Annotated in this window: 8 protein-coding genes; all 8 read right to left on the bottom strand. The window is 67.7% G+C overall.

Going from position 1 to position 16,406, the window contains the following annotated elements; translation table 11 throughout:
- Positions 1–29: 29 nt before the first annotated feature.
- The 8 genes from D1Y84_RS08310 to D1Y84_RS18705 all read right to left on the bottom strand — a co-directional run bounded on the left by D1Y84_RS08310 (position 30) and on the right by D1Y84_RS18705 (position 16,160).
- Positions 30–1,607, bottom strand: coding sequence for a sulfatase-like hydrolase/transferase (locus tag D1Y84_RS08310; protein WP_124848096.1), 1,578 nt, complete (start codon positions 1,605–1,607; stop codon positions 30–32).
- On the bottom strand, positions 1,604–2,941 hold the full coding sequence (locus D1Y84_RS08305) for a bifunctional 2-polyprenyl-6-hydroxyphenol methylase/3-demethylubiquinol 3-O-methyltransferase UbiG (RefSeq protein WP_233581278.1): 1,338 nt from the start codon (positions 2,939–2,941) through the stop codon (positions 1,604–1,606). The genes D1Y84_RS08310 and D1Y84_RS08305 overlap by 4 nt, the downstream gene beginning before the upstream one ends.
- A gap of 88 nt (positions 2,942–3,029) precedes the next feature.
- A complete protein-coding gene (locus tag D1Y84_RS08300) occupies positions 3,030–3,287 on the bottom strand; it encodes a hypothetical protein (protein ID WP_233581277.1) in 258 nt (85 codons plus the stop codon).
- Between the two features lie 194 nt (positions 3,288–3,481).
- Complete coding sequence (locus D1Y84_RS08295; protein WP_124848094.1) at positions 3,482–4,960, bottom strand: SulP family inorganic anion transporter; 1,479 nt, start codon at positions 4,958–4,960, stop codon at positions 3,482–3,484.
- 261 nt (positions 4,961–5,221) lie between these two features.
- A complete protein-coding gene (locus tag D1Y84_RS08290) occupies positions 5,222–5,743 on the bottom strand; it encodes a hypothetical protein (protein WP_124848093.1) in 522 nt (173 codons plus the stop codon).
- An 89-nt stretch (positions 5,744–5,832) separates the two neighbouring features.
- Entirely contained in the window at positions 5,833–7,371 is a 1,539-nt protein-coding gene (gene gatA, locus D1Y84_RS08285; RefSeq protein WP_124848092.1) for an Asp-tRNA(Asn)/Glu-tRNA(Gln) amidotransferase subunit GatA, read from the bottom strand.
- Positions 7,372–7,465: 94 nt separating this feature from the next.
- Positions 7,466–7,852 carry an Asp-tRNA(Asn)/Glu-tRNA(Gln) amidotransferase subunit GatC gene (gene gatC / locus D1Y84_RS08280; protein ID WP_124848091.1) on the bottom strand — a complete coding sequence of 129 codons (387 nt, stop codon included), beginning with the start codon at positions 7,850–7,852 and terminating at the stop codon, positions 7,466–7,468.
- A gap of 172 nt (positions 7,853–8,024) precedes the next feature.
- Positions 8,025–16,160, bottom strand: coding sequence for an S-layer family protein (locus D1Y84_RS18705; RefSeq protein ID WP_124848090.1), 8,136 nt, complete (start codon positions 16,158–16,160; stop codon positions 8,025–8,027).
- Between the last annotated feature and the right edge of the window lie 246 nt (positions 16,161–16,406).

Genomic DNA, 16,406 nt, shown 5'->3' with positions numbered 1-16,406 from the left:
GCAGCGTGGCGCGTGCGCGATGGTAAAGGTTACTGCCCCTGCCGTACCCATTGATCGAGCTGGGATTGTGTTTCCACGTGGCCGCGCATCAGCGCATCGAACAGCGCGCGGGTGCGCAGCGTTGCGAACGGCGCATCTTCGCGTCCGCCCTTGCTATCGTGCGGCAAGCGCACCAGGTAGAACGGGCGGTCGTCGAACCTGCCACCGCCGGAGGCGGCCTGCTCCTCGGGCGTCCACTGCGGTGTGTGCGACCAGATGGTGTTGGTGCGCCAGGAGTGATCGCCCATGATGACCAGAGTGGTGTCACCCCAGGTGTGGTTTTGCTCAAGCATGGTGCGCACGTGCGCAAGGTACTGGTCACACAATGCGAGATTGTCCAGGTAGGTGGCGCGCCCGGAGGTAAAGCTCGTGGTATGGCGGTCGTAGATTCCGCCGGGATGCGGGATGGGCATGTGCAACAGCATGAAGGTGATGGATGGATCCTTGAGCAGCAGATCGCCGTGCGTCACGAGATCGGCGTAGTCCTGCTCGTGGGCTGCACCGGGCTCCTCCACGTCAAGATGCTCCGCATCGTGCCCCGGCCGCGTATGGAAGGACTGCTTCCATCGCTCGAAGTATTGCTCGAGGTTCCAGCGCAGACCGGCGTCCGCGGAGATGCCGCCCGGGAGCGAGTTGCGGCTTTGCCAGTAGCACTTGTCGAGCACGGACGGGAGCAGGCGGCAGTAGGGGTTGTACCAGCCGGCCACGGCTGTGCGGTCGCCCGCATCGAGTGCGTCCTGGAATGCCGTGTCATGCGGGTCGAGCAGGGCCCAGCGGCCGGTGCGCGCATTGTGCAGCAAGGGCAGCGGCTGCGCAGACTGCACTTTCAACGCGTCCACCGGGATGCCGGTGATGTAGGCAGGCAGCACGAGCTGGGTCTGGTCGCCCGCGGGGCGAGCATCGGTAAACACGAGCGACTCACGCGCCAGGCGGTCGAATGTGGGAAGAAGAAGCCCGGGAAAGCGGTGCTCATAGACCTGCCGGTAGGAGAGTTCATCGAGCACGATCCAGACGATGCGCCCGCGATGGCCGGCGGGCTGCGTGGGGCCGTGGTGTAGCGAGATGGAGTCGTTGAGCTTTCGCGCCTGGAAGGAGAAGAGCAGGATCTCCGCCAGCAGCAGCGCGCCGCTAAGCGCGAAGAAGCCGATGAGTGTGGCGCAGAAGCGGCGGACCTGCAACACCCTTCGCGGAGCGCCCCTGCCAGCCAGCAGGAAGGAAGCGGACGCGATAAGCGCGACCACAACAAACGCCGCTTTGGCTGCGAAGGGCACGCCGAAACTGCGCAGGTACCACCAGGCGCTGGCAAGCTTCCAGCAGACCAGCAGCACAAGCTCCAGCAACAGCAGGGTATGCAGAAGCGGACTGCGGCGGGTGACGGAGAGAAGCACCCAGAGCAGCAGCCAGATCCCGAGAAAGTACCCCAGGATCGATGCGAGCACGGCAGCCACGCTGACATGCAGGTGGTAAAAAGCAGCGTGGGTCGGAGAAGCAAACGGCGCCAGCATGTAGAGCTGGATCGCGGCAGTCGCACCGAAAGCGGCGACGCTTGACCGCTCAAACAAACTCATGCGGGATGCCGGATGTAGTGAAAGAGGATGCGCCCGTTCTCGAGCAGGCACTCGCGCTCGACGGCAAAGTACACGCGGAAAGCACTGCGGAACGCGTCCTCGGTGAGGTGCGCGTAGATGGCGTCGCGGCCACGCAGGATCTGCTGAAATTTGGGATCGGCGAGTGGCACCCACTCCACGATGAGGTGGCGCGTGGTGATGGAAGCACACAGGGCCGCGATGCGATCGAGGGGAATCTGGCTGCCGACCAGCAGGTGATGGATCACGGCCAGCATCATGACCAGGTCGAAGTAGCCTTCGCACCGGGCCAGGAACGAGCGCTGCTCGCGGTTCTCCCAACCGATGGCGGGCGTGGGGTGGGCGAGATCCACACACAGCGGCAGGATGCTGAGTTCGCTCTTTGCAAGCGAGGCGGCCAGACGATCCACCGCCTCGAGATCCGTATCAATGGAGATGACCGAGGCGCCGGTTTCAGCGGCAATGCGGGAGTACACGCCGGTGTTGCAGCCGACATCGAGCACGCGCCCGGGCCGGCCGGCGGACAGCACCTCGCCGACAAAGGTGCGCTTCGCCGCGTGGTCGCCCTCGTGATAGTGCGTGGCGGTGCTGGCGTAGTGCGACCAGTTGGAGGCGCGCCGGGCAGGCACGGTGCGGCGCATCTGGGTACGGAGATTGCGGAAAGTTTTGGCGAGCACGTGCTGTGCGAGTTCGGGTTCCTGCGTGGGCGCGGGCCTGGAGCCTCCAGCGTTTCGCTCGGCTGCCTTGCCTGCCAGGAGCGAGGGCAAAGTCACGGCGGTAAGCGCCGGCTGTCGCAGCCGTGCCCCCCAGCCGAGCGCGGCATACACTTCCTCCGGCTCGTAGCCGTCGCGCCGCATCAGCGTCGCAGCAAGCGGCCAGCCCAGTTGCGCGTGCGCGAGCATGGGCAGCAGGAACGTGCGGATGAACTGTCCGTAGGCCAGCCAGATGGGGCTTTGCGGGGCAAGCGGCTCGATCGACAGCAGGTCGATAAAGACCGGCCGCACGCCCTCGAAGAGCACGTTGAGAGGCGTTGCGTCCTTGATGGTCCACCCGTGCTTGAGCAGGTCAGCGGCAAGGTCGAGCGTAAGCTCCGCGGCCTGGAGCCAGAGGTGTGGCGGCCACTCCCATGGATAGGAGATGAAGGAGATGAGCGGATGCTCGAGCACGAGGGTGTTCTTCGTAGCGGCACCATCGGTGGCATCGCCCGGTTGCTGCGGCGTCACCGTTGTGGCGATGAGTCGGCCCTGCTGCACCAGCTGCGCGGCGATAGGTTGATCCAGAAAGCGAAGCACATCCTCGGCGTGGGAAGCGCGCACGCGGCGGACAACACCGTCGGGACGCAGTTCCACACTCCCGGCAGGATCACGAAAGGTGCGATGCGGTGCGGTCGAGGGAGAGAGCACTCTAATTTGTGGGTGAACCCTGGTCCGTGGCGGCGGTAGTGGAGGATCTCCTGGTGAACAGGAGCTTGAGGCGACGACGGAAGTAGAACAGGAGTCCGCTAGCGGCAGCACTGAGACTCTGCACCAGCATGAGACTGGTGCCTGGATCAGCGTAGGCGTGCGCCGTTTTCTGGGCAGTCAGCGTGAGAGACAGGCAGAGTGCCGCACTTGTGGTGAAAGCGAAGAGGCGTCCAGAGAGCGAGGAGTAGGTGCGCAACATCAACCGCCTTCATGTGGAAGAAATGACCGAATGTTCACGACGCAGTAATTGTGGCTTCATCATTATGTGATGGGCCGCGGAGTTAGTCACCTTTTTTATCTCTGCCTTGCGCCTTACTTACAGCAGCTCTCCTTACTAACAGCAGGCTCCTCTGAAAGACGAGGCGACTGCCGCGCCGGACTACAGGCGGCTGGCTACTGTTCAGAAAGAGGCAGAAGGTGGCCTGCGTGGTCCTTACGCCGCAGGAGGCGGTCGCAGCTTTCGCTGAGGCCCAGCAGGTGTAACTGCTTGCCGAGGGTGCGGTAGCGCGCGGCAAGGGCCTCGATGGCTTCAAGTCCCGAGGCGTCCATGATGCGGGCGCTGGTGAACTCAAGGTAGACATCGGCTGGGTCGCCCTGCGGATCGAAAAAGCCGGTGAACTGGGCGGCCGAGGCAAAGAAGAGGCTGCCCTTGAGCCGGTACAGCTTGCGGTCATCGTCGTGCAGCACGGCGACTTCGAGTTCCTGCGCGTGGTCCCACGCGAACACCAGTGCCGCGATCACGATGCCGGCGACCACAGCGACGGCGAGGTTGGTGAACACGGTGATGGTGGTGACGAGCAGCATCACCAGGGTGTCGTGGCGGGGAATGCGGGCCATGCCGCGCAGGCTCTTCCAGGAGAAGGTTTCGGCGGCGACGACGAACATGACGCCCACCAGCGCGGCCAGCGGGATCCGCTCGATGAAGCGGGAGCCAAACAGGATAAAGGCAAGCAGGAAGGTGCCCGCGGCGATGCCAGAGAGGCGACGACGGCCGCCGGCGTTGAGATTGATCATGCTTTGCCCGATCATGGCGCAGCCGCCCATGCCGCCGAAGAGCGCTCCCACGCAGTTGCCCAAGCCCTGCGCCATGGACTCGCGGTTGGGCTGGCCCTCGGTGTCGGTGCGCTCGTCGATGAGGTTGAGGGTGAGCAGCGTTTCCACGAGCCCGATGGTGGCGAGCACGAGCGCATAAGGGAGAATGATGCGCAATGTCTGGAGGTTGAACGGGACGCCCGGGAGATGGAAGTGGGGCAGCGTTCCGCGGATCGAGGCGAGGTCGCCCACGGTGCGCGTATGGACGCCGAGCGCCAGGGCGCAGGCCGTGGTGGCAAGGATGCCGGCAAGGGCGGATGGAAACGCGCGGGTCAGCCGGGGCAGCATTACTGTCACAGCGACGGTGACAGCAACAAGCGCCAGCATGAGCAACAGCGCGGAGCGGTTCATCCAGTGCTGCACGCCGGTGGCCGAGCGCACATGGAAATGCTGCAGCTGTGCCGAGGCGATCACGATGGCCAAACCGTTCACAAAGCCGATCATGACGGGGTGTGGCACCATGCGGATGAGCTTGCCGAGACGGAACCAGGCGAAGAACAACTGCAGCACGCCGCACAGCAGGATGGTGGCGAACAGGTATTGCTCGCCATGCTCGACCACGAGCCCGGCGGAGACGACGGCCATGGACCCCGCGGCGCCCGAGATCATACCGGGGCGGCCGCCCAGCACCGCGGCGACAAGGCACAGGATGAACGCCGCGTAGAGGCCGGTGAGGGGATTTACGTGCGCCACTAGGGCAAAGCCGACTACCTCGGGAACCAGCGATAACGCGGCCGTGAGACCGGCGAGTATCTCAATGCGTGCATTCGAAACTTTCACCCAGATCCTCTGTTTCGCAGGCTTTGCGCATCTTTCATCTTCGCAGAGGAAGGCGAAGGCGCCCGGCTGGAACGAGGGGTGAGGTTTCCTTTGTACCGGGCTGGGCTGGGGGAGCGCCTGCCGACATCAAGCAGCATGGAGCTGCCGGGCGTTGCGTACGGGCCTTTGCGCGCCGGGTCGAGTCACTGGAAGATGGCCGGTGGGTAGCCAGAGATCGCTGCGAACGATCTCTGTCGGGACGCGAGCAGGCGCAGCGAGGGTTTACTTTGTTTTCGGTGGAGCGGGCAGCCAGTTCTGCAGCATGCCGCGCAGGGTTTCGCGCTCCGGGGTCCCGAGGCTGGTGAGGGGCAGCACGTTGAACATGCCTTTTTCCACGCGGGCCAGCACCACCACGTGCTCGCCCTCGCGGAAGCTCTTGTAGGCGAGCCAGGGCTGAAAGCTGTGCGCGCCGTTGGGGCCGTCGAGGTGGATGCCCTCGGGGGAGAGCCGCAGGGTGTCGGGCAGCGAGGCGTCGAGCGAGGCCACGGCCTCGCGGCTGCCCTTGCGGTAGCGCACGTAGGCGGCGCCACCGATGACCACCAGGATGACAAGCCGGACGCCCAGCACGACGGGCGGAATGTGCTGGTGGCGGACGAAGGACTGGTACAGGATGAACACCACGATCAGCGCATAGACGACCAGGCGGGTGTAGGACAGTGCCATGCGTGCGCCGTAGCCACGCGGGCGGATGAAGCGCGTGGCTTCCCGCACCTCGGCTTCGTTGAGCTTGCCTTGAAACTGCATGGTGCCGTTATAGCAGAGGGCGCCTGCCGCCCGGCAGGCGCCCTCTCACAAGAATGCAGCAATGGACCGCGATGGGCCGGACGGAGTGCCTAGCCCCGCTCGATGGCCTCGCCCACGCGGAAGAGGGTGGCCTCGTCGAAGTGCTTGCCCAGCACCTGCACGCCGATGGGTAGGCCTGCTTTGGAGAAGCCGCCGGGCACCGAAAGGCCGCAGATGCCGGCAAGCGACGCGGTGACGGTGTAGATGTCGGCGAGGTACATGGCGAGCGGGTCGTCAGACTTTTCGCCCAGTTTGAAGGCCGGGGTGGGTGCGACCGGGGTAACGATGGCGTCGACCTCGTTTGCAAAGGCTGCCTGGAAGTCCTGCGCGAGCAGCCGGCGGACCTGCTGGGCCTTCTTGTAAAAGGCGTCGTAATAACCGGCGGACAGGGCGTAGGTGCCGAGCAGGATGCGCCGCTTGACCTCGGCGCCGAAGCCGGCGTCGCGCGACTCGCGGTACATGCCGGCGAGCGTGGTGGCGTGGGGGGCGCGCAGGCCGTAACGCACGCCATCGAAGCGGGCCAGGTTAGAGGAGGCTTCGGCTGTGGCGATGAGGTAGTAGGCGGGGACGGCAAAGGCGGTGTGCGGCAGGGAGATTTCGCGGATCTCGGCGCCGGCTTCGCGCAGGCCGTCGATGGCGCGCTCCACGGCTTCGCGCACCTCGGGGTCGAGCCCGGCGGCGAAGTACTCCGTGGGGACGCCGATGCGTAGGCCGTTGACGCCGTGCTCCTCGGCGAGCTGCGCGGCGTAGTCGGGCACGGGCTCGTGGGAGGAGGTGGCGTCGAGCGGGTCATGGCCGGCGAGCACGCCGAGCACGGTGGCCGCGTCGCGCACGGAGTTGGTGAAGGGACCGACGCGGTCGAGCGAGGAGGCGAACGCAATCAGACCGTAGCGGGACACGCGGCCGTAGGTGGGCAGGAGGCCGACCACGCCGCAGAAGGACGCGGGCTGGCGGATGGAACCGCCGGTGTCGGTGCCGAGCGTGGCGACAGCCATGCCTGCGGCGACCGCGGCGGCTGAACCGCCGGAGGAGCCGCCGGGCACGTGGTCGAGCGCGTGCGGGTTGCGCGTGGGGCCGTAGGCGGAGTTCTCGTTGGATGAGCCCATGGCGAACTCGTCGCAGTTGAGCTTGCCGAGTGTAACGGCGCCGGCTTCTTCAAGGCGCTGGACGGAGGTGGCGGTGTACTGGGCGATGTAGTGCTCGAGCACGCGCGAGCCGGCGGTGGCAGGCAGGCCCGTGACGGTGAGGGCGTCCTTGATGCCGACCGGGACACCGGCGAGCACGGGCAGAGTGTCGCCTGCTGCGGCGAGGGCGTCGATGCGGGCGGCCTGGGCAAGGGCGCGTTCGCGCGCCAGTGACAGGAAGGCATGGACGCCGGGTTCACGCCCTTCGTGATCTTCGTCGCGCTCATGAATCGTGCGGTAGCACTGCTCGGCGATGTCGTGCGCGGAGGCCGCGCCGGTGGCGATCGCGATGCGAATGTGCGGGATGGTGAGGGAGTCGGTGCCGAGTGCCTGGTTATCGGTCTGCGCGTCGCTGGACGCAAGGCCCTGGGGGTGGGAGGTGTCTGCTTTGCCGGCTTCAATCATGCCCGTGTGGTTTCCTTCTGGTGGTTCGGGTGCTTGGGGGTCGCGACTGCGCGCGGTGTGTAGAGCCCGGGAGTGAGCGGGCGCTCGTGGCGGGCTAGCGCTCGATCACTTTGGGCACCTGGAAGTAGGTCCCGTCGGTCGCTGGCGCGCCTTGCATGACAAGGTCGCGCGGGAGCGAGGGGCGCGGCTCGTCGGCGCGGAGGCTGGTTTCCGCCGGGGCGTTCACGGTGGCTTCGGTTGCGGACGGGGCGAAGAGTTCGCTGACGTGCGTCAGCGGAAGCACGCCGGTGGTGTCGACCTGCTGGAGCTCGGCGACGTAGCCGAGGATGGAACGTAGATCGCTGCCGAGCCGGTCCAGCTCCTCGGGGGTGAGCGCCAGCGCGGCCAGCGCGGCAACGTGCTCGATGTCGGAGCGGCTGATGGAGCTGGCGGGGTGCTGGGTTTCGGTGGGAACTGCAGGATGCTGTGCGGCTTCGCTCATGGGGCGGGCTCCTCGAGATGGTGGCTGCGGCGGGGAAAACAAGGCGACGGCCGGTGCCCCGGACCGCATGACCCGAACGCAGCTTCTGGCGACCGCTGCCTTGCGAAAGTATAGTCGCTCGCCCTGCGTTTGAAGGCGATACGGGGAGGCGCTGGCGCTGTCGCCCCCGGGACTACTGCACCACGAGCTGTACGGTGGCGATGCGCTGCGCGCCGGGAAAGGTGGCGCTGACGGTGAGCGTGTAGGTGCCGGAGGACGCGGTTCCGCCGCCGGTTCCGCCGGAGCCGCCGATGCTGACGCCGCTGGCGTGGACGCCACAGGCAAGCGGCGTTGCCAGCAGGGCGGCGGTCGCGAGCAGGAGCAGCAAGCGCTGGCGGCGGCGCCGGGGCACCAGCAGCACGGGGCAAAGCAAGGCCACCGCCGCCATGCCGCGATGGGCGTTGAGCCACGACCAGGGTGCAGAGCTGCCGGGAGCGATGGAGCTGTGGGTGCTTGCGGCGGTGGCAGCAGCGGTTGCGACGGACAGCACGATCGAGCCGTCTGCCCCGTTGGCGATGGTGATGGTCTGCGGGTTGGGGGTGCAGACCGCGTTGGCCGGGGCGCCGGCACAGGTAATGGCAAGGCTGCCGGCGGACGCGCCCACCGGCGTGATCTGGAGGTTGTAGGTCGCGGTCTGCCCGGGTGTCACAACACTGGTGGCGGCACCAAGCACCGTGAGTTCGAAGTCTTCGCCTGCGCCGGAAAGCGAGACGGTTAACGGCGCCGCGAGCGTGCTGCTGGTGACGGTGAGCGCGCCGACCCGGTTGCCGATCACCCCCGGGGTGAACACAACACTGACCTGGCAGCTGCTGCCGGAGGTGAGCGTGGCGCCACAGGTGGTGGAGCTGATGGCGAAGTCAGTTCCGGTGGTGGCGAAGGCGACGCCAGTCATGGGGCTTGCGCCCTGGTTGGAGATCGTGACGCTTTGCGGCGGGGTAGCGATGCCCTGAGCGTACGAGCCGAAGTTGAGGCTGGAGGGCGAGGCGAAGGCTTCGGGTGGAGCGTTGCCGGTGCCGCTCAGCGCGATGGACTGGGTCCGCTGCGCGTCTGCCACTACCAGGGTGCCGGTTACCGCGCCGACCGCGGTGGGCGTGAACTGCACGGCGATGGAGCAGGCGAGGTGGCCGCCAAGGCTGGCGCCGCAGTTGTTAGCCGCGGTGAACGGCCCGGTGGTCTGCACGGAGATCTGCGACAGCACGGCCTCACCCGAATTGGTGAGGGTGGCCGAGAGCGCGGCGGAGGCAGTGTTGACAGGAGTGCCGGGAAAGCTCAGCGAGGTGGGGCTGAGCGTGTCCGTGGCGGGGGAAAGCCCGGTGCCGGTGAGCTGGGTTATGCCGGTCGCCGTGCCGTCGGACTCTGTGAAGGTGCCAGTGCGTGTGCCGCCTGCCGTGGGGGTGAAGGTGATGAGCACAGCGCAGGAGGAGTTCGGAGCCAGCTCCGTGCCACAACTCGTGCCGCTCACGGCGAAGTCGCCAGTGACGGACGGCGGCTCGAGTGTGATGGTGGCGGTGCCGACGTTCTCGATGGAAATGTCCTGCGAGGCCGAGCTGGTGCCAACCGCGATGGCCGGGGTGAAGGACAGGGCGGTGGGGTTGAGCACCAGCGCCAGTGCGTTGCCGGTGAGCGCAGCCGACGCATGGAGGCTGCCCGACTGGCTGCTGATGGACAGGGAGCCGGCCTGGGAGCCGCTGCCGGTGGGCACAAACTTGACCGCGATGCGACAGCTGGCACCAGCGCCCAGCGAGGTGCCGCAGGTGTTGCCGGTGATGGCGTACTGCCCGGTGAGCACCGGCACCGCGAGCGTGGTGCTGACGCCGCCGCTATTGAGCAGGGTCAGCGACTGGGCGGCGGAGGTGGTGTTGTCGGCCTGGCTGCCGAAGTCGAGAGAGGGGGGCGAGAAGGCCAGCTGGGCGGCGGCGAGCCCAGTGCCATCGAGCGGGACGGTGGAGGCGGGTCCACCCTCTGCGCTGCTGGTGAGGGACAGGCTGCCGTCGCGGTCGCCAGCCGCAGACGGATTGAAGGCCACGCTGACGGCGCAGCTGCTCCCCGGCGCAAGGCTGGAGCCGCAGGTGCTGCTGGTGATGCTGTAGTCGGAGGATGAAACGGCAGGCGGGTTGATAGAGGCTGCGACGCCGCCGGTGTTGCTGAAGGTGACCGGCTGGGCAGCGCTGGTGGCGCCCACCGCGGTACCGGCGAAGGTGAGCGCGGCTGGCGTTGCGACGAGGGCAGCGGGTGCAACGCCCTGGCCCGCAAGCGCGTCGGTGGCCGAGCCGCCGGCAACCGATGCGGGGAACGTCAGGAGCCCGGGGACGGAGCCCGTGCTGGTGGGGGCGAAGGTTACGTGGAGCAAACAGCTCGCCAAGGGCGCGAGCGTGCTGCCGCACTGGCTGGTGACGCTGTAGGAGGACGAAGTGGACGGCGTGCCGAGCGTCACCGCGGTGCCGCCGGTGTTCTGCACCGTGACGGGCAGGGTGGTTTGCGCGCCGGTGGCTACCGAGCCGAAGGTGACGGGGTTGGGCGTGAAGGTGAGCGCGCCTGCCGTGACGCCTGTGCCGTTGAGCGGCACGGTGGCGGGGCTGCCGTTGTACTGGCCGGACAGGGCGAAGGATCCGGAGGCTGCCCCGGCGGTGGTGGGGGTGAAGGTGATTTGCACGGAGCAGGAAGCGCCCGCGGCGAGGGTGCTGCCGCAGTTGTTGCCGGCGATGCTGTAGCTGCTGCCGGTGACGGTGGCCGTGTTGAGGGTGACAGCGACACCGCCGCTGTTGGTGGCCGTGATGGTCTGCGCGGCCGAGGTGGTGTTGAGCACCACGGAACCGAAAGCGAGGCTTGCGGGTGACAGCGCAACGTTGCCGGGCGCGGCGCCCACGCCGGCCAGCCCGGCCTGCGCCATAGCGGGCGAGCCGTCATTCTGAAGCGTCAGCGTGCCGGTGCGGCTGCCCACAGCCGTGGGGGTGAAGGTGATGGCGACGGTGCAACTGCCGCCGCTCGCGGCAACGGCTGCGGCGGTGGTGCAGGTGCCGCCGCTCACGATGAAATCGCCGCTGGCCGCAAGGCTCCCAAGGTGCACTGCGGTGCCGCCGCTGTTTGTCACACTCGTGGTGGCAGTGCCGCTGCTGCCCACCGCGACTGTGCCGAAGGCAAGTGAACTGGGCATGAACGAGAGCTGGCCCGCGGTGGTGCCCGCACCGTCCAGGGTGGCGACGGCCACGGCTTCCGAGCCGTCGCCGGGCAGGGTGAGCTGGCCCGGGCGATCGCCGGCTGCGGTGGGTTTAAAGACCACCGCGACAGAGCAGGACTGGCTGGGCGCGAGCGAGGCACCGCAGGTGTTGCTGGTAATGGAGTAGTCGCCGGTAGTGGTGGCAGTGCCGGGGGAGATGGCGACGCCGCCGCTGTTGGTCACCGTGACGGTTTGCGCCGCGGAGGTGGTGCCGATCACGGCAGAGCCGAAGGCGAGCGAGGTGGGCGCGAGGGCGAGCGCACCCGGCGCCAGGCCATTTCCGTTGAGGCTCGCGGTGAGTTGGCCGCCTGCCATGTTGCCGGGCACAGTAAGCGTAGCCGAGCGGGCGCCGGGCTTTGAGGGGTGGAACGCGATCTGCAATGCGCAGGTGCTGCCCGGCGCAAGCGTGGCGGCGCAGGTGTTGCCGGCCACCTGGTAATCGCTCGTAGAAGCGGAGGGGATGCCGAGGGTGACGGCAACGCCGCCGCTGCTGGAGATCGTGATGGTCTGCGAGGGCGCCACGGCCCCCTGCGGCGTGTCGGGGAAGGTGAGGGATTGCGGCGCGAGGCTCGCGGCGGGCGGCGGCGCGCCCTGGCCGAAGAGCGCAAGGCTTGCGGGCGTGTTGCTGAAGTTGCCGGCAAGCGTGGCGGTGCCGGTGTACGCGGCGGCAGCCGGAGGTGTGAAGGTGACCTGCAGGGTGCAGGCAGCGCTTGCGGCAAGGGTGGCGGGCGGGCTCGGGCAGGTGGTGGAGGCGATGGCGAACGGACCGGCGATGGAGGATGAGCTGATCTGCGCCGGGTTGCCGCCATTGTTGGTGACGGTTGCGGACTGCGGTGCGGAGGTGCTGTTGTCAGCGGTGGCCGCGAAGCTCAGCGAGGCAGGGCTGAAGGCCAGCAGGGGCGGCGCAGTGCCATTGCCCGTGAGGTTGGCGCTGACGCTGTTGTTGTTGACCAGAAATGAAACGGTGCCGGTGCGCGAGCCCAGTTGCGAAGGCGTGAAGGTCACGGTGAGGGTGCAGGAGCTGCCGACCGGCAGAGTCGCGGGACAAGTGTTGGAAGCAATGGTGAAGTCGCCGGTGATGGTGGGAGCGCCAAGCTGCGCGGTGCTGCCGGCGGAGTTGGTGACGGTGAGCGTCATGGCCGCAGAGGTGGTGTTTTGCTGCTCGGCGCCAAAGGAGAGCGAGGCGGGCGCAAAGGCGACCATGGGCGGCGCAAGGCCCGTGCCGCTGAGGGGTGCGGTGACGTACCCGTTGGTGTTGCCGGGGGCGGGCAGCGTGAACAGGCCGGGGCGGCTGCCGGTAGCGGTGGGCGCAAAGGCGATGCTGACGGTGCAACTGGTTCCGGCGGAGAGGGTGGTGCCGCAGGTGTTGGCGGTGAGTGCGTAGTCAGACGTGACAGATGGGGTGCCGAGCTGCGCGGCGACCCCGCCCGTGTTGCTTGCCGTGATGGTCTGCGCGGCGGTGGTGGTGCCCTGCGCGGTGGAGGCAAACGACAGCGAGACAGGTGAAAGGGAGACCGAAGCCGGGGCGACCGCATTGCCAGAAAGGCTGACCAGGAACGGACTGCCGGTGGCGGCAGCAGCGAGCTGGAGCTGGGCGGTGCGGGCGCCTGTCTGCGTGGGGCTGAAGACGACGGGGATTGTGCAGGAGGCGCCCGAGGCGAGCATACCGGCGCAGGTGCCGCCGCTGCCGAGGGTGAAGTCGGCGCTGTTGGTGCCCGCGATGGCAAGGCTGTTGATCTGCACGGGGGCGCCGCCGGTGTTTTTTGCCGTGGCGGTCATCGCGGCGGAGCTCGAGCCGGTGGTCGTGGTGGGAAAGGTCAGCGTCGCCGGGGTGAGGCTGATCGCGCCCGGGGTGAGGCCGGTGCCGTCGAGCGTGGCGGTAACGGCGCCGGACGGCACGTTGCCGCGCACGGTGAGGGTCCCGGGCCGGTCACCGGTGGTAGTGGGCGTGAAGGAAACGGTGATGGTGCAGGAAGCGCCGGCAGCAAGGGTGGTGCCGCACTGGTTGGTCTGCGCGTAGTCAGAAGGGGTGGTCGCCACCTGCGAGACGGAGAGGGCGGCGGTGCCGGTGTTCTTCAGCGTGAAGCCGGCGGTGGTGGTGCTGGTGCTGCCCACGCCCTGCGCGGGAAAGGTGTAGCTGGTGGGCGACAGGGTCGCGGTGGTGGTGTTGGCTGCTGCGGTGACGCCGTAGGTCCAGATGCCGCGTCCATAGGTGGCGGCCTCGAGCACGGCATTGGAGCCGGAGAAGACAAGCTTGAGGTCGGTGACAGGCGCGTTGGGCAAACCGGAGCCGAGTTCAGACCAGCAGTTCTGCGTACTGCTGGTGCAGGTGCCGACGCTGGTGGTGGAGTAGACGCCGAAATCGCCGCCCACGTAAACGGTGCCGGCGGTGGAGGGGTCGACCACGATGCTGCTGACCGGGCCAAAGGGCAGCGAGTTGGTGATGTTGCTCCAGTGCGCCCCGGCATCGACCGACTGATAGACAACGCCGGACTGGCCGGAAGGGAAGCCGCCGATGCCCACGTAGAGGGTCTTGCCGGTGGCGTCGTGCGGATCCACGGTGATGGCGGAGATAGCCTCGCCGCCGGAGTTGAACTGGGAGCTGGGCGAGGTGCTGGTGACGGGGTTGCGCCACAGGTCGGTCCAGGCAACCATGCCCCCGGCCTGAGGCACGGTGGCGCCGTAGACATGGCCGGCCACGATGCTGCCGCCGTCGAGCGGACCGCCCATGCCGGCGTACACCTGCTCGCCGCCCTGCGGGCTGTTGTAACTGCCGCCGGCGCCGACGGCGCGCAGGGTGGCGTTGCCATCGCAGAAGCTGTCGTGGTCGCCGTCGAGCATGCCGCTGAGCAGGTTGGAGGAAGACCAGCCGCCCGTGGCGGGACCCAGCCACATGCGACAGGTCCCGACGATGATGTTGGCGGGGTTGAGCGGGTCGAGCATCCAGGGCGCGGGGTCGAGGAAGTAGTCGGCATCGTCCTCGATATCGGACCGGTCGATTACGGGTTCGGTGCCGAAGGTTGAGCTGCTGCAGTTGGCGCCGCCCGGGCAGGAAAAGATGGACAGCCCCGGGCCTGCGTCGGCGTACCAGTTGGCGGGCGTGTTGGGGTCGATGGCGACAAAGCTGCCTTCGCCGGTCAAGAGCTGCTGCCAGGCGCCGGTTCCGGCCTGGGCCGCGGCGCTCTCGCTGCCCACCACGCCAAAGCCGCCCATGCCGGCGAGCACCAGTGCCGGGTTCGACGGACTGGCGGCGAAGTGGCTGATCTCGGCCAGCGAGCCGATGCCCGCGTTGAGGTTCTGGAAGTGGCTGCTGTCGGTGCTGGCGCAGGCGGAGCCGGTCTGGGAGACGGTGTCGGAGGACCGCCAGAGTCCGCCGTCATTGCCGAAGTACAGCAGCCCGTTCACTCCGTCTGTGCTGTCGATGGCGTGGATGGAGGGCGCGACCATGGCGGCGGCGCAGGTCTGGTTGTTGGTGGTGTTGCGCCAGGCGCAGCTATTGGCGAGCGAGCAGCGAAAGATGTCTTCGGTGCCGGCGAAGAGGATGGTGTCCTGCTGCGAGGAGACGGCGGACAGGGCAAGGTTGTAGTCGCCTTCCGGGATGGTTCCGTCGGAGGCCTCGATCGCGGTATCGGCGATCCGGGTGCCGAAGGCGATGGTGGAGGACGCGCAGGAGGAGACGGCGAGTCCGCTGGTGGAGCAGACGTCCTGATACAGGCCCTGGTCGAGGTTGCTGATGTCGGTGGTAAGGGCGAAGGTGTCGCCAGTGGTGGGCTGCACGGCGAGCGCCCCGCGAAAGATGGGGCAGGACGAGGAGCCGGAAGCGCCCGGGCGGGTGGGGCAGTTGGCAAGGGTTAGGTTTGCGCCGGGCTGGTTGGCAAGCCGCGTCCAGGTGATGCCATCGGGCGACGAGTAGTAGCCGTGGAAGCGGATGGCCGCGAGGAACAGGCTGCGCTTCGGGTTCCAGACCACGGCGGTGGCAGCGTTGCCGGGCGGCGAGGAGGGCGGATTGGTGGACTGCACGACCTCGTTGGCGCCATCGGTAATGGTGGCGAGATGCCAGGTTTGCCCGGCATCGCTTGAGTAGTACAACCCGGTCTCGGCGCTTGAGGCGAAGCTGGTGTTGACCAGCAGCCCCTCAAGCGACTGCGAGGCGGCGGCGACCACGAAGTTGGTGTTGCTGGTGCCCCAGGCAAAGCCGGCAAAGCCGACGCCCTGCATGCTGTAGTTGATCCCACTGACACCGCTGTCGCTGCTCTGCTGCACCAGGCTCCAGGTGACGCCGCCGTTGGTGGAGCGCAGGATGCCGACCCCGTAGTAGGAGTCGAGCGCATCATTGGGGTCGCCGGTACCGGCAAGCAGCACCTGCGCGTTGCCCGGCTGCACCGTGAGCGCGCCGATCGAGAGCGAAGGCAGGGAGGTGAGCGAGTTGGCGAACACGGCGAGGTCATCCGTGAGCGGGGTAAAGCTGACGCCCGCCGCGGCTCCCGCTGCGTTGGTGCTCTTCCACACGCCGCCGCCCGTGGCCCCGAGATACACCGTGTTGCCGGAGGCGTCATTGGGGTCGACAGCCAGCGAGGAAACGCGGCCGGTGACGAGTCCATAGGCAGCGGTGCTGAGCTGGACCGGACCAGCTGGTTGCCACGCCAGGGTGACGGCATTGGGGGTGGCCGTGGCGGGACTTGTAGCAGCGAGCACCTTGCCCGGCTGTGTGGTGTCGCCCGCGATGTCGCCCTGCGCCGGAGATGCCGATGAAGGCCAGTGCTGGCGCTGTTGTTGTCTGGCCGCGGCCAGGCGGCTGAGTGGCGCATCGCGCTGGGCTGTTGTGCCGGGCGGAAGCGTGCTGCCGATGCCGCGATGCCGAAGAAACGCGCGATCCCGCTGCTGCTGCGCCGCGGCAGGCGTGGTGTTGTGCTGCGGAGGCGTGTCCGCAAGGCGCGCAGCAGGCGTAGGGGGGCGTGCGTCTTCCTGCAGAGGCGCGCCCATGGCGGTGCTGCCGCCTGCGAGCAGGACACACAACAGAGCGACACAGCGGAGCGCAACAACAGCAAACATGCAAAAGCCCTGTGCCACATCGGAGAGTCGCAGCGAGGGCAGGCCTGGTGCGCGCCGATGCAGACACTTCAGAGGTCGTGTGCCGGTCAAAACAATGCAATTGCTCCACTTGCCGAGCAGAACGGCGGTGTGGAGCGCGATGCTGTGTGCGCAGCCAGAGGCAGCCGCGCACAGGCGTGGGAGTTCACTGCAACGAAACGGGAATCTTGCAGCAATTATCCCGAGCGAGCCGGCGCAACGGAACGT

The organism is Acidipila sp. EB88 (assembly GCF_003858395.1).
Lineage (GTDB): Bacteria > Acidobacteriota > Terriglobia > Terriglobales > Acidobacteriaceae > EB88.
Note: the sequence above shows the minus strand (reverse complement) of the source record. Positions and strands in the feature narration are given on the sequence as shown.